The sequence below is a fragment of the Rhizobium aethiopicum genome (assembly GCF_014197535.1).
Lineage (GTDB): Bacteria > Pseudomonadota > Alphaproteobacteria > Rhizobiales > Rhizobiaceae > Rhizobium > Rhizobium aethiopicum_A.
Window position 1 is genome coordinate 1 of record NZ_JACIFV010000022.1, and the last position, 25,017, is coordinate 25,017.

Genomic DNA, 25,017 nt, shown 5'->3' on the forward strand with positions numbered 1-25,017 from the left:
CGCCACGCGATACGACCGCAGAGCCATTCACTTCGAAGGCTTCGTCTATCTCGTCGCCGCAATGATATGGCTTCGATGAATGTCGATTCGACCTAGCGCTACCGGCATAATCATAGCGGAAGGCGAAGGCAAATTTCGGCCTGTTGACATCTGCACGCCAATGGGGAAACTTCCGCCCATGATCAACTCTGTGACCCTTACCATCCATCATATCGCCACGACCCTTCCAGGGTACGCGGGAGCGATGGTGCGTCACTAGCCGTCCGATCATCCCGAAAACCCTGCCGAGGCGAGCAGGGTTTTCGAAAATCCGGCTCTCCTCCCTGAAACCCAAGGAGAGCATCTCATGTCAGAAAACAAAGAGAATGAACCCCGCGACCGAGCGCGCCTGCCGGACGGCGTCGTCGTGCGCGCCGTACGTCTTTCCGATGCTGAAGAGATCACCGATCTTATCAACTTACCGGGCTACCGGGCCGGCACCCTGCGGCCGCCGTACCAGCGGATCGAAGAGGTCCGCAAGAACATGGAAAACCCCTCGCCCGGCGCGCTCAATCTCGTCGTCACGCTGAATGGCAAGATCGTCGGCAATTGCGGCCTCAACCGCCTTAGCGGCCGTCGCCAACACGTCGCCAGCCTCGGCATGGGCGTGCATGACGATTTCACCGGTCGCGGTTTCGGCCGCATCCTACTTGGCGCGATGGTCGATGCCGCCGACGACTGGTTCGACATTAAGCGGCTCGAACTGACCGTCTATACCGACAATGAGGCTGCGATCGCTCTCTACGAGAAGTTCGGCTTCGAAAAGGAAGGGCTTCTGCGCTCATTCGGCTACCGCGCCGGCCAATATGTCGACGCCTATGCGATGGCGCGGCTGAGGGCTTAGGCAACAGCCAGACGATAGGGCTTGACGAGGCATTCGGCGGGAACGCCCCATGCCTCGTTGAGCTTGAAAATCATGTCGACCGTCAAGGCGCGCTTGCGGTGCAGGATTTCCGAGGCGCGGGAGCGCGAACCTAGGATCTCGCCAAGATCTGGCTGGCTGCGGGCGGTCAACTCCATGAATGCATCCAAGAAATCGACAGGTTCCAGTTCGACCGCGGGGAAGTGCCGGTTTTCATAGGCCTCGATAAGATCGCAGAGCACGTCGAATCTGTCCGCATCAGCCGAGCCTTGCGGCGGCGGATTGTCGAAATACGGAGCGACTTCTCCAAGCGCCCATTCCAGATCACCATCGCTCCTGATCGGTCTTATGTCCATTACACCGTCTCCGGATCAACCCTGTCATATTCGGCATGCGTACCAACAAACTTGATCAATACGCGCCGGTAGGCATAGGCAACGTGCACGATAAGGCGGTACTTGTCTCCGCCGATATCGAAAATCACCCTGTTGTCACCGACGAAATCTACGTTGGTACCGAACATTCTTTTGATATCCGCCGATCCCGCCCATTCCGCTTTGCTGACAACAGCATGCCAGACGCTAAAAGGAACCCTGGCCTGCGGGTGCAACTCCCAAAAGGCACGCAATGTCGACTTGGCGATCACCTGCATGGAAGAGAATATTCCCAATACGGGAACAAATCAAGCATCGATCACCCGCCAATCAGCGCTAGCCACTCGTCTTCGTCCATCGTCTGGACGCCGAGTTCGCGGGCCTTCTCGAGCTTCGAGCCGGCGCCTGGGCCGGCGACAACGATATCGGTTTTCTTCGACACCGAGCCCGCCACCTTGGCGCCGAGACTTTCGGCCGTCGCCTTCGCCTCGTCACGGGTGAATTTTTCGAGCGAGCCGGTGAAGACCACCGTCTTGCCGGCAACCGGGCTGCCTGACGTGACCGGCTGTTCGGCCGCCGTAGGTCTCACCTCTTCGAGCAGCCGGCCGATCACCTCGATATTACGCGACTCCTTGTAGAACTCGACCATGGCGCGAGCCACGACCTCGCCGATGCCCTCGATGGTATTGAGATCGTTCCAGGCGTCGCCGGAAAGCGGTGCCGCCTCCCTCATCGCGGTCGCAAAGGCCTCATAGGTGCCGTAGGAGCGCGCCAGCAGCTTCGCCGTTGTCTCGCCGACATGGCGGATGCCGAGCGCATAGATGAAGCGGTGGAGCGCGATGCTCCGCCGTTCGTTGATCGCCGCATAGAGCTTGCCGACGCTGACCCTCCCGAAGCCGTCGATATTTTCCAGCTTGGTGAGCGAGGATTGCTGGCGCTTCTCCAGCGTGAAAATCTCGGGCGCAGTGCGGATCTGCAGCGACGGATCCTCGTTTTCAAAGAAGAAGTCGATCTGCTTCGAACCGAGCCCCTCGATATCGAAGGCGTTGCGAGAAACGAAATGCTTCAGATGCTCCGTCGCCTGCGCCCGGCAGATAAAGCCGCCGGTGCAGCGGCGCACCGAATCCATCTTGCCGGTCTTCTCGTTCACCTCGCGCACGGCATGCGAACCGCAGACCGGGCAAGTCTTCGGAAATTCATAGGGCCTCGCCTCGGCGAGGCGCTTCTCCATCACCACGTCGAGGATCTGCGGAATGACGTCGCCGGCGCGCTGGACGATGACGGTATCGCCCTCGCGGATATCGTGTTCCTCCGGCCGGATGCGTTCGCCGCTATTGCCGATGCCCTTGATGTAATCCTCGTTGTGCAGCGTCGCGTTGGTGACGACGACGCCGCCGACCGTGATCGGCTTCAGCCGCGCCACCGGCGTCAGCGCCCCGGTGCGGCCGACCTGGATCTCGATCTTCTCAACCTCGGTAAAGGCCTGCTCGGCCGGGAATTTATGCGCCGTCGCCCAGCGTGGGCTGCGCGAGCGGAAGCCAAGGCGCTGCTGCAGTTCGAGGCTGTCGACCTTATAGACGACGCCGTCGATATCGTAATCGAGATCCGGGCGTTTGAGGCCGATCTCGTCATAATGCGCCAGGATGTCGGCAACCGAATTCAGCCGCTTCATCAGCGGATTGACCGGGAAGCCCCAGTCCTTGAAGGTCTGCACCATGCCGAATTGCGTGTCGGCCGGCATGTCCGACATCTCACCCCAGGCATAGGCGAAGAATTTCAGCTTGCGGCTCGCCGTCACCTTGGCGTCGAGCTGGCGCAGCGATCCGGCCGCCGTATTGCGCGGATTGACATAGGTCTGCTTGCCCTCCGCCTCCATCTGCCGGTTCAGCGCCAGGAAGTCGCTCTTGGCCATATAGACCTCGCCGCGGATTTCCACGACCGCGGGAACGCCCTTCGGCAATTGGTTGGGTATTTCGGCGATCGTCCGGATATTGGCAGTGACGTTTTCGCCCGTCGTGCCGTCACCGCGCGTGGCGGCCGTCGTCAGCCTGCCGTTCTCGTAGCGGATCGACATCGAAAGGCCATCGATCTTCGGTTCGGCGGTAAAGGCGATCGACTGGTCCGGCAGCCGACCGAGGAAGCGATAGACGCTGGCGACAAAATCCTGCACGTCCTCCTGCGAAAACGTGTTGTCGAGCGACAGCATCGGCCGCGCATGGACGACGGGCGAGAAGGTGACGGAAGGCGCAGCACCGACCCGCCGCGACGGGCTGTCTTCACGGATCAGCTCGGGAAACCGCGCTTCCAGCGCATCGTTGCGGCGCTTCAACGCATCGTAATCCGCGTCCGAGATTTCCGGCTGGTCCTTGCCGTGGTAAAGCGCGTCGTGATGCGCGATCTCCCTTGCCAGCCGCTCGAGCTCGGCAGTGGCCTCTTCGATCGTCAACGTGTCGACGGTGGAACCTTCGGTGGACATGGAACATCACTCCAGAGAATCTGGCCAGAAATCTGCATTGTTTTTAGAGCAAAATCGCCGGATGAAAAGAGCAGTTGCTTACCCTGTCCGGTGAGGACTGCCTACAGTTCTATGCCCAATCCCGCGCATTGCGTAGCCGGATCCCGCTGACATGGAGGCCGGTGTTCCAGAGGTTCTTCAGCAGCCGCAAACTGTCGACCACCCGCAGTTCCACCCGGCGCGGCGCGAACTCCTGGTCGAGACGTGAGATGGCGGTGCGCTCGATGGAAACGACGCGTCTACGGGCCAACCACATGCCCGCATCCCTGAGATCCTCAAATTGCTCAGCCGGCATCTCGTAGCGATGGATCGTTTCCGCTTCGAGCCTTTCCAGCCAATGACGCTCGACATAGGCCGCAGCCCGCCACTCGCCGAGCCATTGCCGCCGTTCGGTCTCCAGCGTCTCGGGTGTCGCCCAGATCAGTATCCGCGGGCAATCTCGCGGAAAGAGATACATAAAGTCATGATCGTCATCGATCGCCCAGACGAGCGGGCCATTCAGCCATTCCAGGCCCACCGGGCGGATCGAGGGATTGCGAACCGGGCGCGGCTCGAACACCGCAATGTCGGGATCATCGCTGAAATGGAAAAGACGCATGGCAACGGATCGCGCTGATCGGAATGATACGCATAGCGCGAAGCGGAATCTTTGTCACCGTTGCCGGCCGCAGCAATCAGCCGTTACCCGCCAGCAGGCGCTTCGCCGCCGCCCTCGCCTCTTCCGTCACCGAGGCGCCGGCGAGCATGCGGGCGATCTCCTCGGTGCGATCCTTGTGCGCCATCGTCGCGACGCGCGTGGCGATCTTTTCGGAACCTTCGGCCGCTGGCCCCTTGGAGATCAGCAGGTGTGTCGCCGCCCTTGCCGCGACCTGCGGCGCGTGGGTGACCGAGAGAACCTGCACCCGATCAGAGAGCCGCTTCAACCGCTGGCCGATCGCATCGGCCACCGCGCCGCCGACGCCGGTGTCGATTTCATCGAAGACGAGCGTCGGGGCTGAGCCGCGATCGGCGAGCGCCACCTTCAGCGCCAGCAGGAAACGCGACAGTTCGCCGCCGGAGGCGACCTTCATGATCGAGCCTGGGCGCGTGCCGGGATTGGTCTGGACATGGAACTCGACGACGTCGATGCCTTCGGGCAGCGCCTCCTGCGCATCCGTGGTGATCTCGACCATGAAACGAGCGCGTTCGAGCTTCAGCGCCGGCAGTTCGGCCATCACGGCGGCAGCCAGCGCGGTGCCGGCTTGATGGCGCTTGTCGGAAAGCGAGCGCGCCGCCGAATCGTAATTCTCTCGCGCCAGACCGACCTCCGCTTCCAGACGCGCAAGCCGCTCCTCGCCCGCATCGAGATCGGCAAGATCGGCGACCATGCGCACCGCCAGCGCCGGCAGCTCGGTGACGGGCACGGAATATTTGCGCGACGCAGCTCTGAGCGCGAAAAGCCGCTCCTCCACCCGCTCCAGTTCTCTCGGATCGTATTCGGTCTTGCGGAGCGCTGCCTCGACTTCCATCTGCGCGTTGGAAAGCTGGTCGAGCGCAGCATCGAGCAGCGTCACCGTCTCTTCGAGCAGCCCGGGCGCTTCATGGCTCTTGCGCTCCAGCCGGCGCACCAGCGAGGCGATATGCGGTACCGGCGAGGCATTGCCGTTCAGGAATTCGGAGGCTTCGGCGATGTCGCCGGCGATTCGCTCCGCCTTCATCATCCTCTGCCTGCTTTCGGCGAGTTCCTCCTCCTCGCCGTCCTGTGGCGAGAGTTTCTCGAGCTCTGCCACGGAGGAACGCAGATAGTCGGCCTCGCGCGCCGCACTTTCCACCCTCTCGCGATGCTTTTTCAGCGTCCGTTCGCTGTCGCGCCAAAGACGGTACCGGCGAGAGACCTCCGCAACCTCATCGGTGAGGCCGGCAAAGGCATCGAGCAGGTTGCGGTGGGCATTGGTGTCGACAAGAGCGCGATCATCGTGCTGGCCGTGAATCTCGACCAGCATCTGGCCGGCCTGGCGCATCAGCTGCACACTCACCGGCTGATCATTGACATAGGCCTTGGTGCGCCCATCGGCTGATTGCTGACGGCGAAAGATCAGGTCGCCCTCGTCGTCGATGCCGTTTTCACGCAGGAGTACGCGCGCCCCATGGTCAATGCCGACGTCGAACACCGCCGTCACCTGGCCCCTGTCTTCGCCATGGCGCACCAGACCGCCGTCACCGCGCCCGCCGAGCGCCAGCGACAGACTGTCGAGCAGGATGGATTTGCCCGCTCCCGTCTCACCCGTCAGCACGGAAAGACCGGTCTCGAAGGCAAGATCCAGCCGCTCGATCAGGACGATATCGCGGATCGAAAGCTGGATCAGCATGGGACTTAGGAACCGAGCAGGAGTTTCTTGCCTGCCGCAGCGATCCAGGAGCCCTTGTTCTCACGCGGCTCGGCGCCACCTGTCTGCAGCAGCTTGTAGGAATCGGCGTACCACTGGCTGTCCGGATAGTTGTGACCAAGGACGGCTGCCGCGGTCTGCGCCTCGTCGACGATACCCATGGCGTAATAAGCCTCGACGAGACGCGCCAAGGCCTCTTCGATCTGGTTCGTGTTCGGATATTTCTCGACGACGATGCGGAAACGCGAGATTGCGGCGAGATATTCCTTCCGCTCCATATAGTAGCGGCCGATCTGCATTTCCTTGCCGGCGAGCTGATCACGGGCGTAGCGGATCTTCGCCTGGGCGTCGTCGACATATTCGGAGTTCGGATAGTTGTCGATCACAGCCTGCATCGCCTCGATCGTCTTGGCCGAGGCGCGCTGGTCCTGGGTCACGTCGACGATCTGTTTGGAATAGGTGAGACCGATGAGATACTGCACATAGGCAGCGTCCTGGGACTTCGGATATTGCGACATGTAACGGTTACCCGAGGCAAGCGCATCATCGAGCTTGCCCTGGCGGTATTTCACGAAGGTGCTCATGACAAGCGCCTTGCGCGCCCATTCGGAGAATGGGTTCTCGCGATCGATTGCATCGAACTTGCGCGCTGCTTCCGCCATGTTGCCCGCCTTCATATTGGCAAGGCCCTGGGTGTAGAGCACGTCAGGCGGATCGGTTTCGAGGCCAAGCTTGGTGATGTCGATATCGGGATCCGACTGGCAGCCGGAGATCGAGGCGCCTGCGCTCAGCACCAGAAGCGATGCGAACAAAGCGCGCGCTGTCTTCATCATACCTTCAGATCCTGCATAAGCCATTCAAAAGAACCCCACTGCCGCCGCTCGCTCCACGACAGCCACGCCTCGCTGGCGTTTCTAGCCACAAATGTGCATCAAGAGCAACGCAATGATAAGGCATTAACGCATTTTTGTGGCAGCCGCCGCCGGATTGGCCGGCTTTTCCTCTTCACTCCAACCTGTGGCAGCTAAGCAACTGCGAGAAAACACCTATCACCACAGACTCGGGCCGACATAAAAAAACCGCCTCCGGGAAAGAGGCGGCCTGGTCTTGAGAATATGCTGGAGGTCATGCCGACCAGGGAGCGAATTCCGAAGCGCTGACGGCGATCAGTTCACGAGCGGCAACGCGCTGGCGCGGCGTCGAGGTCTCGACCACCTCGTAGGCAGAGGGATCGGCGAGCAGCGCCTTCAAAGCATTGGCATTCATCTTGTGGCCGCCACGATAGGATCGGTAGCAACCGATGAACTGGACGCCGGCGAGCGACAGGTCGCCAACGGCATCAAGCGTCTTGTGACGGACAAACTCGTCCTTGGCGTATCGCAGGCCTTCGACATTGATGACCGTATTGTCGTCCGAGATGACGACGGAATTTTCAAGCGAAGAACCAAGCGCATGACCCGATGCCCAGAGACGCTCGACATCACGCATGAAGCCGAAGGTGCGGGCGCGGGAAAGTTCCGACTTGAAGACGGCGGCGCTTATGTCACCGGCCCACTTCTGCCGGCCGATCAGCGGGCATTCGAAATCGATCTCGACTTCGAAGCGCGTGCCGTCATAGGGACGGAATTCGCTCCAGGAGCCGCCATGCTCGATCCGCACCGGCTTGGTGATGCGGATATAGCGACGCTTGACGCCGAGCGAGACGAGACCGACCTGCTCGATCGCTTCGACGAAGGGCAGCGAGCTGCCGTCCATGATCGGCATTTCTGCGCCCTGCACCTCGATGATGACATTGTCGAGGCCGAGCGCATAGACGGCGGCCATGACATGTTCGATCGTTGCGATTGAATGCATGGGTGAGAAGCCGAGCACCGTGCAGAGGTCTGTATTGCCGACCTGCGAGGAGACGGCCTTCAGTTCGGTGATGTCGCCATTATCATGCAGGCGCTGGAAAACGACGCCGGTGTCCGCTTCGGCCGGGTTCAGCGTGATCGAAACATTCGCACCCGAATGAACGCCGATGCCCGAGAGCGTCACGGGACGCGAAACCGTCGTTTGAAAACCCAGCAAGCCAATAGCCATAAAATCTGCCTTTATTTTTCCGCTCCAGCGGTTGGTGCCACGGCGCGGTTATCATTCCTTCTGCAGAAGGAGTCTCGTCCAGACGACTCCCAGCGCAGTTTTCTTGCGCCATATTTACGTGCGTCGGCGCTCCAATCCAAATCACTGTTTCTTTCGTTTTGTTACGAAGTCACACGATTGATATCGCTCATAAATTCCCGCCCGAAAACAGCAATGCCCGGGATCTGAATCCCGGGCATGACCGGTGCCGAAGCCCCCGATATTTCAGTTCGACTGGCGGCGCAGGAATGCCGGAATTTCCAGCTGATCGTCTTCCTGCATCATGCGAGCCTGCGGAACCGCACGACCCTGATCATCGAGATTGCCGCGGCGCGGCGCATAGAGGCTTGCCTCCGGCGACAACGGACGGCGCTGCTGTGACGCGGCCGGCGGTGCGGCGGTCATGTCGGCGGCAACGGCGTCATCGTCGCGGCGGCCAAGCGAATTGGTGATTCGCTTGAGCAGGCCCATCGGGCCGCGCTCTTCCTGCTGATGCGCGGAAGCCGGCTGCGTGCGGTGGTCGAGTTCAGCCTGGACGACCGGCGGGAAATCCTCGACCTTCGGCATGCGCACCGGTTCAGCCGCCTGCCGGATAATCGGCTCCTGTCGGACCGGCTGCTGCTGGATAGGCTGCTGCTGGACGGGCTGGCTCATCACCGGCTGGCTCATTACCGGCGCCGGAGCCTGCTGCTGCACCTGCGGGCGGATCGCCGGAGCTTCCTGTGCAGGCGCGAAGATCTTGCTCTGCGGACGGAAGACTTCCTGCTGCGCAGCAGGCTGCTGGACGGGGGCTGCAGCACGCGGGGCCGGAATTTCGAGCTCACGTTCCATCTCGGCTTGGCGGATGGTCTGCGCGATCGGATCGATGGCCTTCGGTGCCTGCATCACCGGGGCAGGCTGAACTGCGGCCGCTGCCGGAGCAACAGCCGCGGAGGGACGGATAGCGGGCTTGGCGGCCGGCTGGAAGTTGCGCTCGGCGGCTTCGCTGATCGCCCGGTCGATACCGGTCGCGACGACCGAGACGCGGATGATGCCTTCGAGCGATTCGTCGAAAGTGGCGCCGAGGATGATGTTGGCGTCCGGATCGACTTCTTCGCGGATGCGGGTCGCAGCTTCGTCGACTTCGAAGAGGGTGAGGTCGCGGCCGCCGGTGATGGAGATCAGCAGGCCCTGGGCACCCTTCATCGAGGTTTCGTCGAGCAGCGGGTTGGCGATTGCCGCTTCGGCTGCCTGCAGTGCACGGCCGGCACCGGAGGCTTCGCCGGTGCCCATCATCGCACGGCCCATCTCGCGCATCACCGAGCGGACGTCGGCGAAGTCGAGGTTGATGAGGCCTTCCTTCACCATCAGGTCGGTGATGCAGGCGACGCCCGAATAGAGAACCTGGTCGGCCATGGCAAAAGCGTCGGCGAAGGTCGTCTTGTCGTTGGCGATGCGGAAGAGGTTCTGGTTCGGAATGACGATCAGCGTGTCGACAGACTTCTGCAGTTCCTGGATACCCATCTCGGCCAGGCGCATGCGGCGGCCGCCTTCGAAATGGAACGGTTTGGTGACGACGCCGACCGTCAGGATGCCCTTGTTGCGGGCGGCCTGCGCGACGACAGGAGCAGCACCGGTGCCGGTGCCGCCGCCCATGCCGGCGGTGACGAAGCACATATGCGTACCGTTCAGGTGATCGATGATCTCGTCGATGCACTCTTCGGCGGCCGCACGGCCGACTTCCGGCTGCGAACCGGCACCGAGGCCTTCGGTGACGTTGGCGCCGAGCTGGATGATGCGCTCGGCCTTCGTCATCGTCAGCGCCTGCGCATCCGTGTTGGCAACGACGAAGTCGACGCCCTGGAGGCCTGCGGTGATCATGTTGTTGACGGCGTTGCCGCCGCCGCCGCCGACGCCGAATACGGTGATGCGCGGCTTCAGCTCGGTGATGTCAGGCTTTTGCAGCTTGATGGTCATGGTACCTGTTCCTTCTCTCTCTGGCCGCATCGCCACGCCGGCCAATTACGCAAATTTCAGAAGCTTTCCTTCAGCCACTGGCCCATGCGGGCTATGCGGCTGTTATTTCCCCCAAGCGACATGAGCAGACCGCTCTGTGACGCATGTGTCTCCATGTCCGCGACCTGCGGATAAATCATCAGGCCGACGGCCGTCGAAAAGGCCGGGCCCTTGGCCGCCGTCGGCAGTCCCGAGACGCCCATCGGCCGGCCGATGCGGACGTTGCGGGCCAGAATGCGCCGCGCCACCTCGGCAAGGCCGGTCAGCTGGCTCGCGCCTCCCGTCAGCACGACGCGTTTTCCAACGATCGGGCTGAAGCCGGAACGCTGGATCCGGTCGCGGATCAGTTCCATCGTCTCTTCGATTCGGGCCGATACGATGCGCGAAACCAGCGCGCGCGGCACCTGAGACGGCTGGTCGCGATCGTCCTCGCCGATCGGCGGGATCGAGATCAGCTCACGCTCATCGGAGGAATTCAAGAGTGCGGAGGCATGCACGACCTTCAGCCGCTCTGCATCCTCGATGCGGGTCGAAAGGCCGCGCGCGAGGTCGGTGGTGACGTGATGGCCGCCGAGACCGACGGCATCGGTATGAACGAGCTTGCCTTCGGCAAAGACCGAAATCGTCGTCGTGCCGCCGCCCATGTCGATCGCCGCGCAGCCGAGTTCGACCTCATCGTCGACGAGAGCCGCAAGACCGGATGCATAGGGGGTCGCAACAATGCCTTCGACCGACAGATGCGCGCGGTTGACGCTGAGCTCGAGGTTCTTCAGTGCCGAGCGCTCCGCGGTCACGACATGCATGTCGACCCCGAGCGCATCGCCATACATTGCCAGAGGATCGCGAATGCCGCGCTCGCCGTCGAGCGAGAAGCCGGTCGCCAGCGAATGCAGCACCGAACGGTCCTGGCGCAGAGACTGCTGGCAGGCCGCCGACAGCACCTTCTTCAAATCGTTGAGTTCGACTTCCTGGCCGCCGAGATCGATCGTCGCGGTGTAGATGTCACTGCCGAGGCGGCCGGCCGTCAGATTGACGATCAGGCTCTCGACGGTCAGCCCGGCCATGCGCTCCGCCGCGTCGACCGCCAGCCGAATGACGCCTTCAAGCGCATCGAGATCGGCGATGACGCCGGTCTTGATGCCGCGGGAGCGCTGATGGCCGATGCCGATGATCTCGATATTGTGCGTGCGGCCCGGCAGGATCTGGCTTTCCTCGCGCGGCGTCAGCCGACCGATCATGCAGACGACCTTGGTCGAGCCGATGTCGAGCACCGAAACGACATGCGACCGCTTCGACGAAAGCGGCTTCAGGCGCGGCAATCCGAAATGGGATGAACCGAACAAGCTCATATATTCTGCCCCGCCTTCTTCAATTCCTTCGTACGCTCCGTTACCGCCGCCTGCCGGCGGACCGCCGCTTCCGGCGTCAGCTGGATCGCGGTCCTGTCCGGCAATCTCAGATCGACCGCGGCGATGTCCCGCTCCAGGAGCTGATGCTCCTTGTCGAACTTCGAAAGCGTCGCCAGCGCCTGATCGATGCCGTCTTCCGGCAGCTTGACGACGACGCCGTTATCCATGTGCAGATCCCAACGACGGCCCGATATCCAGACATAGGCCTTCACGCGGGCCTTCACGTCGGGCCACTTCGAAAAGGCGTCGCCGAGCGAAGCCGCCGCGGTCTCGGCGTCGCGGCCGACGACGAGCGGCAGCGACGAAAACTTGTTGTCGCGCAACGCCGCAATGACGCTGCCGTTCTTCTCGATCAGCGAAAGCTCCTGCCCGTGCTGCCAGATCGCATAGGCCTCACGCTCCTTGAGCTTCACTTCGATCGTCCTCGGATAGACCTTTCGAACCTCGACATTCTCGACCCAGGGAAGGTGCGCAATCTTCCGGCGGGCCGCATCGACGTCGAGCGCCACCAGTGAGGTCGTGCCGTCAAGGCCGATCAGCTGCAGGATCTCGATTTCGGAGGTTTCCGAATTGCCGGAGACTTTCACATCCTCGATCGCAAAACCTGCGGCCGTGGTCGTCGCCTGCGCGACCGCTTCCGTGTGACCGCCGAGCGACATGCCGTAGAGGCCGGTCGCAGCCAGGAAGGCAAGCGCCGACACCGTGCCCGTATGGGCCGGAATGTAGATGCGGCCGCTGCCGAGACTGATCAGGAAGCGCGTGACGCGGCGCAGCGGACGCGGCAGGACGAACCGCTCTTCGGCTTCCATGACCGGAAGCACGGCATGATGGCTGGGGCGCCCTATCCTCTTGACCGTCAACGCAAACAAGACGCGTCCTCCACCATCCACCGGAGAAACTCACCAAAGGAATAGCCGGCATGACCGGCCATTTCGGGCACGAGCGAGGTTGGAGTCATGCCTGGCTGGGTATTGACCTCCAGCCAGATGATTTCGCCGTCTTCGGAGAAACGATCGTCGTAACGAAAGTCGGACCGACTGACGCCGCGACAACCGATTGCCTGATGCGCCCTTAGGGCCAATGTTTGTATTTTTTGGTAAATATTCGGTGAAATTTTCGCTGGGATGACGTGTTTTGAACCGCCCGCAGCATACTTGGAATCGTAATCATAAAAATTGTGTCCCTGCGGCACCACCTCGGTGACACCGAGCGCAGTCTCGCCCATAACGCCGCAGGTGAGCTCGCGGCCGTAGACATAGCGCTCGACCAGCACCTCTTCGCCATAGCGCCATTCGGGCGAGCTGACGACCTGCGGCGGATGCGCCTGCTCTTCGGTGACGATCACGACGCCGAAGCTCGAGCCCTCGCGCACAGGCTTCACCACGTAAGGCGGCTTCATCGGATGCGTCGAAGGAAAAGCGAAACGGTTGATGGCCTGCGATTCGGCGACGGGGATGCCGGCGGCGGCAGCGACACGCTTCGCCTTGTCCTTATCCATTGCCAGCGCCGAGGCAAGCACACCGGAATGCGTATAGGGGATCTCCAGATATTCCAAAATGCCCTGGATGGTCCCGTCCTCCCCGAACGGCCCATGAAGCGCATTGAAGACGACATCGGGCCTCAATGCGGCAAGCTTTTCGGAAACATCGCGGGCGACATCGATCGTAGTTACCTTGAAGCCTTCGGCTTCGAGGGCCTCTGCGCAAGCCTTTCCCGAGGAAAGGCTGACAGGCCTTTCCGAGGAAAATCCGCCCATCAGGACAGCAACATGCTTGCGACTCATCAAAACCCCCAAAAATAACTTCCATTTTTGAAAACGACGCTTGCGCGAAGCTGTCTGCGTCGTTTCGCGTTGTCGGGCCTCACATGCATTAGAGCATCATTATGGTTAATGAAGTGTTTACTTTCGTTAACTGTTTTCCCGGAACTTGGCGCCTTTTTACCTTTTGCTCATAGGCGACCATTCCTGACCCTCTTTCATCGAAGGCGAATAGAATCGGAAAAAACCACATGCGTTCAAAGACATATCTAAACTCGTTCACCTGCGATGGCATCGGTGAGATGGTCGAGTACCATCTCTCAGCCGGATACAGGCAACAGTGAGGCGACGACCGCCACCTCCAATTTGATTAATGCAGAGGACCGGCGCGCGCTCGGCGGTCGCCGGTTTCCTATTGATGCCGGTATCGCTTCCGGTTAGCGAAGGCGCATGGGTAATCAGGGAGAAGATCATGCGATGCCTCGTCACCGGCGCCGCCGGCTTCGTCGGTAGTCCGCTTGTCAAACGGCTGCAGGCAGACAAGATTTGCGAGCTCGTGGCCACCACGAGATCCGAGACCTCTGCCTTTCCGCCCGATGTCAGGCATTTGCCGATCGAAATAACTGAGAAGACCGACTGGACGGCGGCACTTGAAGGCGTCGACGTCATCGTCCATCTCGCCGCCCGCGTTCACATCATGGACGACCGCGCGGCCGATCCGCTAGCGGAGTTCCGCCGGGTCAACACCGCCGCCGCGCTCAATCTCGCTGGACAGGCCGCCAAGGCGGGCGTGAAGCGATTCGTCTTCGTCAGCACCATCAAGGTCAACGGAGAAGAGAACGACCGGCCGTTCCGGCACGACGACAGACCGAAGCCGATTGATCCCTACGGCATTTCGAAGCTGGAATGCGAAATCGGGCTGCTTGAAATCGCAGCGCGCACCGGCATGGAAGTCGTCATCATCCGGCCGCCGCTGGTCTATGGCCCCGGCGCACGCGGTAACTTCGCGCTGCTCGTTAATCTTGTCCGCAAGAAACTGCCGCTCCCCTTCGCTTCGCTGAAGAACCGCCGCACATTGGTCGCGGTGCAAAATCTTGTCGACCTGATCATCACCTGCGCGACCCATCCCGCCGCCGCAGGCGAGACCTTCCTTGCCGGAGATGGTGAAGACCTCTCGACGCCTGATCTCATCAGGGGAATTGCCGCGGGGCTGGGCGTCAAGCCGATGCTGGTCCCCTTCCCGCCTGCACTGCTGCACCTGGCGGCAAAGGCACTCGGGAAGGAGGCCGTCTATCAGCGCCTTTGTGGTTCGCTGCAGGTCGACATATCCCGGGCGCGCGACGTTCTCGGCTGGTCACCCGTCGTCACCCCGCGCGAAGGCCTCAAACAGGCAGTAGAATAGCTTATTCGCTCGTTACGCCCTGGAACGGGCGCACTTCGCGGCCGGGCATGAAGACGCCGAGGCGCTTGATTTCCCATTCGAGCTTGATGCCGTCTTTCTCGAAGACCTCACGGCGCACCTGCTCGCCGAGATATTCGAGATCGTAGCCGGTCGCCTGCCCCATATTAATCATGAAGTTGCAGTGAAGCGACGACATCTGCGCGCCGCCGATCACGAGGCCGCGGCAGCCTGCCTCGTCGATCAGCTTCCAGGCCGAATGACCCGGAGGGTTCTTGAAGGTCGAGCCGCCGGTCTTTTCGCGAACCGGCTGCACCGTCTCGCGGTGATTGCGCACAGCGTCCATTTCGGCGCGGATCTGGGCGCGATCTTCCGGATAGCCCTCGAACAGCACCGAAGTGAAGATCAGATCGGCCGGCGCCTTTGAAAGCCGGTAGGAATAACCCATCTCCGCATTGGAAAGCACATGCTTGTTGCCCTTGCGGTCGACGGCGTTGACCTCGATCAGCCGCTCACGCGTCTCCACGCCGTTCGCGCCGGCATTCATGCGCGCCGCGCCGCCGATACCGCCCGGAATGCCGTAGAAGAAATGGAAGCCGCCGATGCCATTGTCCATCGCCATGGCCGCGACATGCTTGTCGGGGCAGATGGCGCCGGCGAGGATGCGGTTTTCGCCGGCAAGCTCGACGAAGCCGAAGCCCTTGGCCGACAGGCGCAGCACCACGCCTGGAATGCCGCCGTCGCGCACCAGAATGTTGGAGCCGACGCCGACCACCGTCAGCGGCACCTCTTCCGGCAATATCTTCAGGAACGCAATGAGATCGTCGACGTCATGCGGCTGGAACATCAATTCGGCCAGACCGCCGGCCCTGAACCAGGTGACGCGATCCATGGGGGCATCCGGCGTGATACGGCCGCGGATATCCTTTACACCGTCTCCGAGAGACGCGAGAAGCTTTTCCCCATTCACCTGTTTCATGCGGACTTTCCCGATAGGCCTTCCAATTGCTTGGGCAGTGCTGCTGCCCATGATGTAATGCTCCCAGCCCCCAACAGAACCACGAAATCACCAGGCTTTGCAACCTCCGCAACCATTTGCGGCAGAAGCTCCGCCGAAGCGAGGAAGCGGGCGTCGCGATGGCCGCCGGATTTGATGCGCGAGACGAGCGACATGGAATCGATACCTTCGATCGCATCCTCGCCTGCCGCATAGACGGGCGCAAGGAAGATGCTGTCGGCGTCGTTGAAGCAGGCGGCGAATTCCTCGAACAGGCTAGCGAGACGCGTGTAACGGTGCGGCTGATGGACGGCGATGATGCGCCCCTTGCAGGCCTCGCGGGCCGCCTTCAGCACTGCCTTGATTTCGACCGGATGGTGGCCGTAATCGTCGAAGATCTGCACCCCATTCCATTCGCCGGTCAGCGTGAAGCGACGCTTGACGCCGCCGAAGGAAGCAAGCCCCTTGGCGATATCTTCACTCGATATGCCAAGCCGGTTGGCGACCGCGATCGCCGCCGTGGCGTTGGAAATATTGTGGCGCCCGGGCATCGGCATGACCAGCCCCTTGAGCTCGGTCCTCTGGCCGGTGCGGCGGCGGCGGATCTCAACGTCGAAAATCGAGCGCGTGCCGTCGATGCGCACATTCTTGAAGCGCACGTCGGCCTGCGGGTTCTCGCCATAGGTGATAATCTTGCGGTCCTCGATGCGGCCGACCAGCGACTGCACCTCGGGATGATCGAGGCACATGACGCCGAAGCCGTAGAACGGCACGTTTTCGACGAACTGCCGGAAGGCGGCGCGCACGGCGTCGAAACTGCCGTAGTGGTCGAGATGCTCGGGGTCGATATTGGTGATGACGGCGACATCGGCCGGAAGCTTCAGGAAGGTGCCGTCGGATTCGTCGGCCTCCACTACCATCCACTCGCCCTCGCCCATGCGGGCGTTGGTGCCGTAGGCGTTTATGATGCCGCCGTTGATGACGGTCGGATCGAGCCCGCCGGCTTCGAGCAGCGTTGCGACCAGCGAGGTTGTCGTCGTCTTGCCGTGCGTGCCGCCGATGGCGATCGCATTGCGGAAGCGCATCAGCTCGGCGAGCATTTCGGCGCGGCGCACCACCGGCAGCAGCTTTTCGCGCGCGGCGATGAGTTCCGGGTTGCTCTTCTTGATCGCCGTCGAAACGACGACGACTTCGGCATCACCGAGATTTTCGGCGCGATGGCCGACGAAGACCTCGATGCCTTTGTCGCGCAGGCGCTGCACATTGGCGCTGTCCGATTGATCCGATCCCTGCACCTTGTGGCCGAGATTGTGCAGCACTTCGGCAATGCCGCTCATGCCGATGCCGCCAATGCCGATGAAATGGACGAGACCGATCGCCTTCGGCAGTTTCATGCGCGTGTCCTCTTGAATTCCGAGACTGTCTTGCCGGCGGCAATAGCCTCAACCATGTCGGCAAGCAAGTTCGCCGCATCCGGTTTCCCGGCGAGCTTGGCCGCCGCCGCCATGTGCGAAAGCTTGTCCGGATCGTTCATCACATGGCTCAGTATAGAGGCGATGCGTTCTGGCGAAAGCTCCGACTGAGGGATCACCTTCGCCCCGCCGGTCGCAGCCAGTGCCGCGGCGTTCGCCGCCTGATCATGGTCGAGCGCATGCGGATAGGGCACCAGAATGGCCGGGCGTCCGATGACGGAGATTTCCGAGACCGTGGAGGCGCCGGAGCGGCAGATCACCAGATGTGCCCGGGCAAGGCGTTCCGCCATATCGTTGAAAAATGGCGCGATATCGGCTCCCATCTCCAGCTTGGCGACGCAGCCGCTGACCATCTCCATATCCTCGGAGCGCACCTGCTGCGTCACCCTGAGCCGCGCGCGCAGGCCGTCGTCGAGCAGGCTGATCGCCGTCGGCATGGCCTTGGAAAAATACTGCGCGCCCTGGCTGCCGCCGAAGACGACGAGATTGAAGGGCTCGCCGGGATGCGAAGGCAGGTAAGGCTGCTCGGCTGTGGCAAGGATCGCCGGGCGCACAGGATTGCCTGTTGCAACCGTCTTGTCGGAAAAAGCATCCCCGCTTTCCGGTAGAAAACCGCCGGCAATCGCCTTGACGCGAGAAGCCAGCGCCTTGTTGGCGCGGCCCATGACGGCATTCTGCTCATGCAGCATCGAGGCTACGCCGAGCCGCGTCGCGGCCAGCAGCGGCGGCACGGTGGGGTAACCGCCGAAGCCGACGACAATCACCGGCTTCAGCCGCTGGATCAGCCTTTTGGCCGCTCGCATGCCGCTCCACAGCGTCCACAGCGAGCGGGCGACTGCGACCGGGTTTTTCGAGCCGATCGTCGCCGACGGCACGACATGGATCTCCTCGGCCGGGAACTTGCCGGCATAGCGTTCGGCTCGGCTGTCGGTGACGAGATGCACCGAATAACCACGCTCCTTCAGCTTGAAGGCCAGCGCCTCCGCCGGGAACACATGGCCGCCGGTTCCCCCGGCGGCAAGCAGAACGATGCCTTTGCTCATGACCTCTTACTCCGCCGGCATGCCGTGCGGGACGCGGAAGAGGCTCCGGTCCTGCGCACGTTTTTCCGGGCGATGGCGCGTCAGCGCCAGAATAAAGCCCGCGGTAACGCAGATCGCCACCATGGAAGAACCGCCGTAGGAAATCAGCGGCAGCGTCATCCCTTTCGCCGGCAGCAGCTCGAGGTTGACGCCGATGTTGATGATCGACTGAATGCCCATCTGCAGCACCAGGCCGGCGACGGCGAAGCGGTTGAAATCGTTCCGCTCGCGATAGGCATGCGACAGGCCGCGCAGCACCAGCGCGGAAAACAGCGCAACGAGCGCCATGCAGAAGACGATGCCGAATTCCTCGGCCGCGACCGAGAAGATAAAGTCGGTATGCGCATCCGGGATGATACGTTTGACGATGCCTTCGCCCGGCCCCTGACCAAACCAGCTGCCGCGGATAATCGCCTCACGCGCCGTGTCGATCTGGAACGTGTCGCCCTCGCCGGTCATGAACTTGTCTATGCGCAACGCAACGTGCGGAAAGACGTAGTAGGCGCTGAGCAGACCGCCGGCGCCGCCGATGCCGAGCAGCATGATCCATATCCACGGCATGCCGGCCATGAAAAACATGCCACCCCAGACGGCCGTCGTCAGGATGGTCTGACCGAGGTCGGGCTGCGCGACGAGCAGCGCCGCAACGATGCCGAACAGGATGATGGCAAAGAGATTACCGGGGATTTCAGGCTGACGCGCATGCTCGGCAAACAGCCAGGCGCAGACGACGACGAAGGCAGGTTTCATGAATTCCGACGGCTGGATGGAGAGGCCGGCGATCCAGATCCAGCGCCTGCCGCCCTTGACCTCCTGGCCGACGAAGAGAACCAGCACCATCATGGCGAGCGAAATGATCAGGAGCAGGATCGCGGTTCGTCGCACCTGGCGCGGCGTCAGGAACGATAGCCCGAGCATGACGGCGATCGACGGGATCATGAAGGCCGCATGACGCTTGACGAAGTGAAAAGGCTCTAGCCCGATGCGCTCGGCAACCGCCGGAGACGCCGCAAACGACAGCATGAAGCCGATGCCCATCAGGAAGATGAACATCGCCAGGAAGAAGCGGTCGATGGTCCAGAACCAATCGGCCAGCGGCCCACGTTCCGCGCGGCTTACCATGTCATTTCTCTCCTGTTGCCGGACCGATCAGCATTGTCATTCCGTCAAGGGCGGCCACATGGCTGACGAAGGCATCGCCTCTGACTTCGAAGTTCTTATACTGGTCGAAGCTTGCGCAAGCCGGGGATAACATCACGGCGGAAGCAGCAGCTTCGTCGCGCTCCGCATCGGCCGCCGCATGTGCGACTGCGCGCTCCAGCGTGCCGGAGATCTCGTAGGGCACGGCTTCGCCGAGTGTGGCGGCGAACTCCGCCGCTGCCTCGCCGATCAGATAGGCCTTGGCGATGCGCGGGAAATAGGGCGCGAGAGTCGTGATGCCGCCCGCCTTCGCCAGGCCGCCGGCAATCCAGTAGATGCGATCGTAGCTCGACAGCGCGGGTGCTGCCGCATCGGCGTTCGTCGCCTTGGAATCGTTGACGAAGACGACGCGGCCGCGTTTGCCCACAGGCTGCATGCGGTGCTTGAGCCCGGGAAAGGAGGCAAGGCCGGTGCGAATGTCGTCGGCGGAAACGCCGACGGCAAGGCAGGCGGCGACCGCCGCGGCCGCGTTCTGCGCGTTATGGCTGCCGCGCAGCGTCTGGATGCCGTCGAGATCGTCAAACGGCAGCATGGCGCCGCCGCCGGCCTGGACGAGCCTGGTGCCCTCGGCATAAATGCCGTCAGCCACCACACTCCGGCGCGAGATGCGAACCACCTTGACACCTGCCCGCTCGACCCGGTCGGCGATCAACGCCGAATGGCTGTCGTCGATGCCGACGATCGCGACATCGCTGCCCGCAACCAGCCGTTCCTTGACGTCGGCGTAGTGCTGCATCGTGCCGTGACGGTCGAGATGATCGGGCGTCAGATTGAGCAGGATGCCCGCGGAAGGGTTCAGGGTCGGTGCCAGATCGATCTGGTAGGAAGAGCATTCGACGACGTAATAACGCCCCGCCTTCGGCGGATCGAGCGTCAGCACCGCCGTGCCGATATTGCCGCCGAGCTGGGTGTCGTAGCCTGCGGATTTCAGTATGTGGGCGATCAGTGCCGTCGTCGTCGATTTGCCGTTGGTGCCGGTGATAGCGATGAAGGGGCAATCCGGCGCATGGGCGCGGCGCTCGCGCACGAAGAGCTCGACGTCGCCGACGATATCGACGCCGGCCGCCCGCGCGAGGTCGACAGTCCAGTGCGGCTTTGGATGGGTGAGCGGCACGCCGGGCGACAGGACGAACAGGGCATGCTGGCTCCAGTCGATGCCGTGCAGGTCTTCCGTCCGAATGCCTTCTGCAGAAGCCTTGGCGACGCTGTCGGGATTGTCGTCCCAGGCGGTAACCTCGGCGCCGCCCGCAATCAGCGCGCGGGCAGTAGCAAAACCGGAACCGCCGAGCCCGAAGAGCGCGACCTTCCTGTCCTTGAGCGTCGTCACCGGGATCATCGCCGCCTCACCGGAGTTTCAGCGTCGAAAGGCCGAGCAGGGCCAGGCCCACGGCGATGATCCAGAAGCGGATCACCACCTGGCTCTCGGTCCAGCCCTTCTTCTCGAAATGATGATGGATCGGCGCCATCAGGAAGACGCGCCGGCCGGTCATCTTGAAGAAGCCGACCTGGATGATGACCGACAGCGTCTCCATGACGAACAGGCCGCCGATGATCGCCATGACGATTTCATGTTTGGTGGCGACGGCAACGGTGCCGATCGTACCGCCGAGCGCCAGCGAGCCGGTATCGCCCATGAAGATGGCGGCCGGCGGCGCATTGAACCAAAGGAAACCGAGGCCGGCGCCGATGACGGCGCCGAGCACGACGGCAAGCTCACCGGTGCCGGGCACGAAATTGATCTGCAGATAGTTCGCAAACACCACATTGCCGGCGAGATAGGCGATGACGCCGAAGGAGGCGGCGGCGATCATGACCGGCACGATGGCAAGCCCGTCGAGGCCATCGGTCAGATTGACGGCATTGCCGGCGCCGACGATGACGAATCCGCCGAAGACGACGAACATGATGCCGAGATTGATCAGGAAGTCCTTGAAGAAGGGAAAAGCGATCGAGGAGCCGAAGGTCGAACCGGCAGTCCCCGAGGCAAGGGCCGTGCGCATCATGAAATAGACCGCGATGCCGGCGATGACGAACTCGATGCCGAGGCGCGCCTTGCCGGAGAAGCCCTTGTGGCTCTGCTTGGTCACCTTGAGATAATCGTCATAGAAGCCGATTGCGCCGAAGCCCAGCGTCACCAGCAGTGTCGCGACGACATAGACGTTGGAAAGATCGGCCCAGAGCAGCGACGCCCCGACGATGCCGGCCAGGATCATCAGCCCGCCCATGGTCGGCGTGCCGGCCTTCTTGAAATGCGTCTGCGGCCCGTCCGCGCGGATCGGTTGGCCCTTGCCCTGCCGGATGCGCAGCGAGTTGATGATCGTCGGCCCGAAAAGGAAGACGATTAGTGCGGAGGTGAAGAGAGCGGCGCCCGTGCGGAACGTGATATATCTGAACAGGTTCAGAAATTTGAAATATTCCGACAGTTCGACAAGCCAGATCAGCATTCAAGGCCCCTTGTTACCCGGTCAAAGTTCGCGTTGCGTGTCGGAAAATGCCGGGAACTTGTCAAGAAGCGCGGCGACGATCTTGCCGAAACCGATGCCCAGAGACGATTTCACCATCAACACGTCGCCCGGTGCGACCGAATTCAATACATAGTCCGTCAGTTCATCCGTCTTTTCGCGGTACTGTACGTGGACGCTTTCCGGCAGTGATTCCTTCAGCGCAGCCATTTCGGCGCCTGCGAGCCAGACATGTTCGATGCCGGCCGCAAGCAGCGGCCCGGCGAGATCGGTGTGGACCTTCCCGGCATACTCGCCCATCTCGAGCATGTCTCCGAGCACGGCGATACGGCGTCCGCGCCCGGTCGGCTCGGAGGCCGCCAGCAGTGCGATCGCCGCGCGCATCGAAGCGGGATTGGCATTGTAACTCTCGTCGATCAGCGTGAAGCTGCTATTACCGCCGCCGACCGACAGCCGGTGGCGTTTGCCCCTGCCCTTTTCCGGCTTCAGCGTCGCAAGTGCATCGATCGCCTTTTCCATCTCGGCGCCGACGATCTTGACAACGCCGAGCGCCGCGAGAGCATTCTCGGCGATATGGCGGCCCGGCGCACCGATCGCGACCTCCAGCGTCTCGCCGCCGATCGTCAGCCACAACGTCGAATTCTCGTCCGCGCCGTTGAATTCCGCTAGCCGGAATTCCGCCTTGGCATGTTGGCCGAAGGAATGAATATGCTCGATGCCGAGCGACTGCGCCGTTCGATCGAGGAAATTGAACTGGTCATTGTCGCGGTTGAGCACGACGTGGCCGCCGGGCTCGAGCCCCTCGAAGATCTCCGCTTTGGCGGCAGCAATCTCCTTGATGCTCTTGAAATTGCCGAGATGGGCCGGCGCGATCGTCGTGATGACCGCGACATCGGGACGGATCATCGCCACCAGCGGCCGGATCTCACCCGGATGATTCATGCCGACTTCGAAGACGCCGTAATCCGTATCATCAGGCATCCGCGCCAGCGTCAGCGGCACGCCCCAGTGATTGTTGAAGGAGGCGACGGAGGCGTGCACCTTACCCGACGGCGACAGCACGTGCCGCAGCATCTCCTTGGTGGTTGTCTTGCCGACAGAACCAGTGACGGCGATGATCTTTGCCCGCGAGCGCTCGCGGGAAGCCTGCCCCAGACGCCCGAGTGCCGCCAGCACATCGTCGACGACGATCATCGGTACCGTCAGGCGGCCGAGGGCGGGAAGCCTCGCTTCGCTGACGACGAGAAGCGAGGCGCCGTTCGCTATCGCCATCGACGCATAGTCGTGACCATCGACGCGGTCACCCTTGATCGCAAAGAACGCCTCGCCTGATGTAATCGAGCGGCTGTCGATGGAAATGCCGGTGATCCCTTCGGGCAAAGTGCCGAAAGGGCGCCCCGCCATCGCTGCGATCATGTCTTCGGTCGTCCAGAGCCAGCTCAAGATTTTAGTTCCTCCAAGGCCTTGCGCACCTCCGCGTGGTCGGAGAACGGCAGTGTGACGCTCCCGATCGTCTGCCCTTCCTCGTGCCCCTTGCCGGCAACGATCAGCGTATCGCCGGATTTCAGCATGCCCACAGCCTCGCGGATCGCCGCGGCGCGATCGCCAATCTCGGAGGCGCAACCTGCTGCAGCCATGATCTCGGCCCGGATCGAAGCCGGCACCTCCGAACGCGGATTGTCGTCGGTGACGATGACGACATCGGCAAGGCGGCAGGCGATTTCACCCATGATCGGCCGCTTGCCGCGGTCGCGGTCGCCGCCGCAGCCGAAGACGACAATAACGCGGCCGGTGGTGAAGGGCCTCACCGAATTCAGCACATTTTCCAACGCATCCGGCTTGTGGGCATAATCGACATAAGCGAGTGCGCCATCTTTGGTATGGCCGACCAATTCGAGGCGGCCCGACGCGCCGACCAGTTTCTCGAGCGCCGCCATCGCGACCTTCGGCTCGACTCCCGTGGACATGGCAAGTCCTGCCGCAACCAGCGCGTTAGCGACCTGGAAATCGCCGGCCAGCGGAATGTCCACCTCAAAGATCTCATCGCCGATATGGATCTCCGCCGTTTGCTTGTGGCGGAAATGCTCGACGCGTTTCAGCGAGAGATATTGCCCCTTGCGCCCGACGGTGCGGATGTCATGACCGGCATCGGCAGCCGCCTTGATGGCCTGCGCCGACCACGGATCGTCCGCGAAGACGATCGCCGGCGAGCCCTTCGGCAACAGCGTATCGAAAAGCCGCATCTTGGCGGCCATATAGTCTTCGATCGTGGGATGATAATCCATGTGGTCGCGACCGAGATTGGTGAAGGCTGCGGCGGCGAGCCTGACGCCGTCGAGACGGGACTGATCGAGGCCGTGGCTGGAAGCCTCCATCGAGGCATGCGTAACACCCTCGTCGGCGAGCTCCGCCAGCAGTTTGTGCAGCGATACCGGATCCGGCGTCGTCAGTGCGCCATATTCATTGCGCGTCGGCGAAACGACACCTGTTGTGCCGATCATCGCGGCTGCATGGCCGGCATGTGCCCAGATCTGGCGGGTGAAAGAGGCGACGGAAGTCTTGCCTGCCGTGCCGGTGACGGCGACCATGGTCTCGGGCTGCCTGCCGTAAAAACGGGAGGCAGCGATGGAAAGAAAGCGGCGCGGCTCCTTGACCGCAAGCACCGGGATGGGAGCATCGACAACCTGGGAGGTGATCGCGACGGCGGCCCCACGGCCGGCGGCATCCGCGATGAAGCCCGCGCCATTCGCCTTGGTGCCGGCGACCGCGACAAAAGCGTTGCCCGATTCCACCTTGCGGCTATCCGAAGACAGGCCTGAGATATCAAGCAAGCCTGCCGGGCCTTCGAGCTGTGCTTCAAGTTCCGGAAACTGATCTCCGGCCAGGTCTCGCAATTTCATCGAACGCACTTTTCTCTCTTGAAGCCGGTTCACCCCTCGCGAATCGGCGTCGGTATTCATTCACA

21 protein-coding genes are annotated in these 25,017 nt (G+C 62.2%); 2 read left to right on the forward strand and 19 right to left on the reverse strand.

From position 1 onward, the window contains the following. Positions 1-346 precede the first annotated feature (346 nt). Complete coding sequence (locus GGD53_RS23735) at positions 347-883, forward strand: GNAT family N-acetyltransferase (protein ID WP_184459224.1); 537 nt, start codon at positions 347-349, stop codon at positions 881-883. On the opposite strand, the gene GGD53_RS23740 is transcribed toward GGD53_RS23735, so the two are convergent. The 11 genes from GGD53_RS23740 to GGD53_RS23790 form a co-directional block, all read right to left on the reverse strand. Beyond that, on the reverse strand, positions 880-1,257 hold the full coding sequence (locus GGD53_RS23740; protein WP_184459225.1) for a helix-turn-helix domain-containing protein: 378 nt from the start codon (positions 1,255-1,257) through the stop codon (positions 880-882). The genes GGD53_RS23735 and GGD53_RS23740 overlap by 4 nt on opposite strands. Beyond that, on the reverse strand, positions 1,257-1,553 hold the full coding sequence (locus GGD53_RS23745; protein ID WP_184459226.1) for a type II toxin-antitoxin system HigB family toxin: 297 nt from the start codon (positions 1,551-1,553) through the stop codon (positions 1,257-1,259). Before GGD53_RS23745 ends, GGD53_RS23740 begins: the two co-directional genes overlap by 1 nt. A gap of 41 nt (positions 1,554-1,594) precedes the next feature. Continuing rightward, positions 1,595-3,751, reverse strand: a complete 2,157-nt coding sequence (gene ligA, locus GGD53_RS23750; protein WP_184459227.1) for an NAD-dependent DNA ligase LigA — start codon at positions 3,749-3,751, stop codon at positions 1,595-1,597. Positions 3,752-3,860: 109 nt separating this feature from the next. Further along, positions 3,861-4,388 (reverse strand): DUF6886 family protein, encoded by a 528-nt coding sequence (locus GGD53_RS23755; protein ID WP_184459228.1) that lies wholly within the window; start codon positions 4,386-4,388, stop codon positions 3,861-3,863. A gap of 76 nt (positions 4,389-4,464) precedes the next feature. Then, complete coding sequence (recN, locus tag GGD53_RS23760) at positions 4,465-6,138, reverse strand: DNA repair protein RecN (protein WP_184459229.1); 1,674 nt, start codon at positions 6,136-6,138, stop codon at positions 4,465-4,467. Between the two features lie 5 nt (positions 6,139-6,143). Further along, entirely contained in the window at positions 6,144-7,013 is an 870-nt protein-coding gene (locus GGD53_RS23765; protein WP_170965882.1) for an outer membrane protein assembly factor BamD, read from the reverse strand. 268 nt (positions 7,014-7,281) lie between these two features. Further along, the gene (gene lpxC / locus GGD53_RS23770) at positions 7,282-8,238 is read right to left on the reverse strand and encodes a UDP-3-O-acyl-N-acetylglucosamine deacetylase (protein ID WP_184459230.1); all 957 of its coding nucleotides are present in this window, start codon (positions 8,236-8,238) and stop codon (positions 7,282-7,284) included. A 264-nt stretch (positions 8,239-8,502) separates the two neighbouring features. Then, positions 8,503-10,233, reverse strand: coding sequence for a cell division protein FtsZ (gene ftsZ, locus GGD53_RS23775; protein ID WP_184459231.1), 1,731 nt, complete (start codon positions 10,231-10,233; stop codon positions 8,503-8,505). A gap of 56 nt (positions 10,234-10,289) precedes the next feature. Continuing rightward, on the reverse strand, positions 10,290-11,621 hold the full coding sequence (gene ftsA, locus GGD53_RS23780; protein ID WP_064803798.1) for a cell division protein FtsA: 1,332 nt from the start codon (positions 11,619-11,621) through the stop codon (positions 10,290-10,292). After that, complete coding sequence (locus tag GGD53_RS23785) at positions 11,618-12,550, reverse strand: cell division protein FtsQ/DivIB (RefSeq protein ID WP_184459232.1); 933 nt, start codon at positions 12,548-12,550, stop codon at positions 11,618-11,620. Before GGD53_RS23785 ends, ftsA begins: the two co-directional genes overlap by 4 nt. Further along, entirely contained in the window at positions 12,538-13,464 is a 927-nt protein-coding gene (locus GGD53_RS23790) for a D-alanine--D-alanine ligase (RefSeq protein ID WP_184459233.1), read from the reverse strand. The genes GGD53_RS23785 and GGD53_RS23790 overlap by 13 nt, the downstream gene beginning before the upstream one ends. A gap of 448 nt (positions 13,465-13,912) precedes the next feature. Between GGD53_RS23790 and GGD53_RS23795 the strand changes: the two genes are divergently transcribed. Beyond that, the gene (locus GGD53_RS23795) at positions 13,913-14,842 is read left to right on the forward strand and encodes a UDP-glucose 4-epimerase family protein (protein ID WP_184459234.1); all 930 of its coding nucleotides are present in this window, start codon (positions 13,913-13,915) and stop codon (positions 14,840-14,842) included. A 1-nt stretch (position 14,843) separates the two neighbouring features. Here the strand turns inward: GGD53_RS23795 and murB are convergent, their stop codons facing one another. The 8 genes from murB to GGD53_RS23835 are packed head-to-tail and all read right to left on the reverse strand — an operon-like array spanning position 14,844 to position 25,012. Next, positions 14,844-15,818, reverse strand: coding sequence for a UDP-N-acetylmuramate dehydrogenase (murB, locus tag GGD53_RS23800; protein ID WP_184459235.1), 975 nt, complete (start codon positions 15,816-15,818; stop codon positions 14,844-14,846). Beyond that, a complete protein-coding gene (gene murC / locus GGD53_RS23805) occupies positions 15,815-17,230 on the reverse strand; it encodes a UDP-N-acetylmuramate--L-alanine ligase (protein WP_184459236.1) in 1,416 nt (471 codons plus the stop codon). Before murC ends, murB begins: the two co-directional genes overlap by 4 nt. Then, a complete protein-coding gene (gene murG / locus GGD53_RS23810) occupies positions 17,227-18,351 on the reverse strand; it encodes an undecaprenyldiphospho-muramoylpentapeptide beta-N-acetylglucosaminyltransferase (RefSeq protein ID WP_184459237.1) in 1,125 nt (374 codons plus the stop codon). The genes murC and murG overlap by 4 nt, the downstream gene beginning before the upstream one ends. Before the next feature lie 6 nt (positions 18,352-18,357). After that, positions 18,358-19,512, reverse strand: coding sequence for a putative lipid II flippase FtsW (gene ftsW / locus GGD53_RS23815; protein ID WP_184459238.1), 1,155 nt, complete (start codon positions 19,510-19,512; stop codon positions 18,358-18,360). A gap of 1 nt (position 19,513) precedes the next feature. Next, positions 19,514-20,926 carry a UDP-N-acetylmuramoyl-L-alanine--D-glutamate ligase gene (gene murD, locus GGD53_RS23820; protein WP_184459239.1) on the reverse strand — a complete coding sequence of 471 codons (1,413 nt, stop codon included), beginning with the start codon at positions 20,924-20,926 and terminating at the stop codon, positions 19,514-19,516. Between the two features lie 7 nt (positions 20,927-20,933). After that, positions 20,934-22,034, reverse strand: coding sequence for a phospho-N-acetylmuramoyl-pentapeptide-transferase (mraY, locus tag GGD53_RS23825; protein WP_011426095.1), 1,101 nt, complete (start codon positions 22,032-22,034; stop codon positions 20,934-20,936). A gap of 21 nt (positions 22,035-22,055) precedes the next feature. Beyond that, the gene (locus tag GGD53_RS23830; RefSeq protein ID WP_184459240.1) at positions 22,056-23,495 is read right to left on the reverse strand and encodes a UDP-N-acetylmuramoylalanyl-D-glutamyl-2,6-diaminopimelate--D-alanyl-D-alanine ligase; all 1,440 of its coding nucleotides are present in this window, start codon (positions 23,493-23,495) and stop codon (positions 22,056-22,058) included. Further along, positions 23,492-25,012 carry a UDP-N-acetylmuramoyl-L-alanyl-D-glutamate--2,6-diaminopimelate ligase gene (locus GGD53_RS23835; protein ID WP_184459241.1) on the reverse strand — a complete coding sequence of 507 codons (1,521 nt, stop codon included), beginning with the start codon at positions 25,010-25,012 and terminating at the stop codon, positions 23,492-23,494. The genes GGD53_RS23830 and GGD53_RS23835 overlap by 4 nt, the downstream gene beginning before the upstream one ends. Positions 25,013-25,017: the final 5 nt, after the last annotated feature.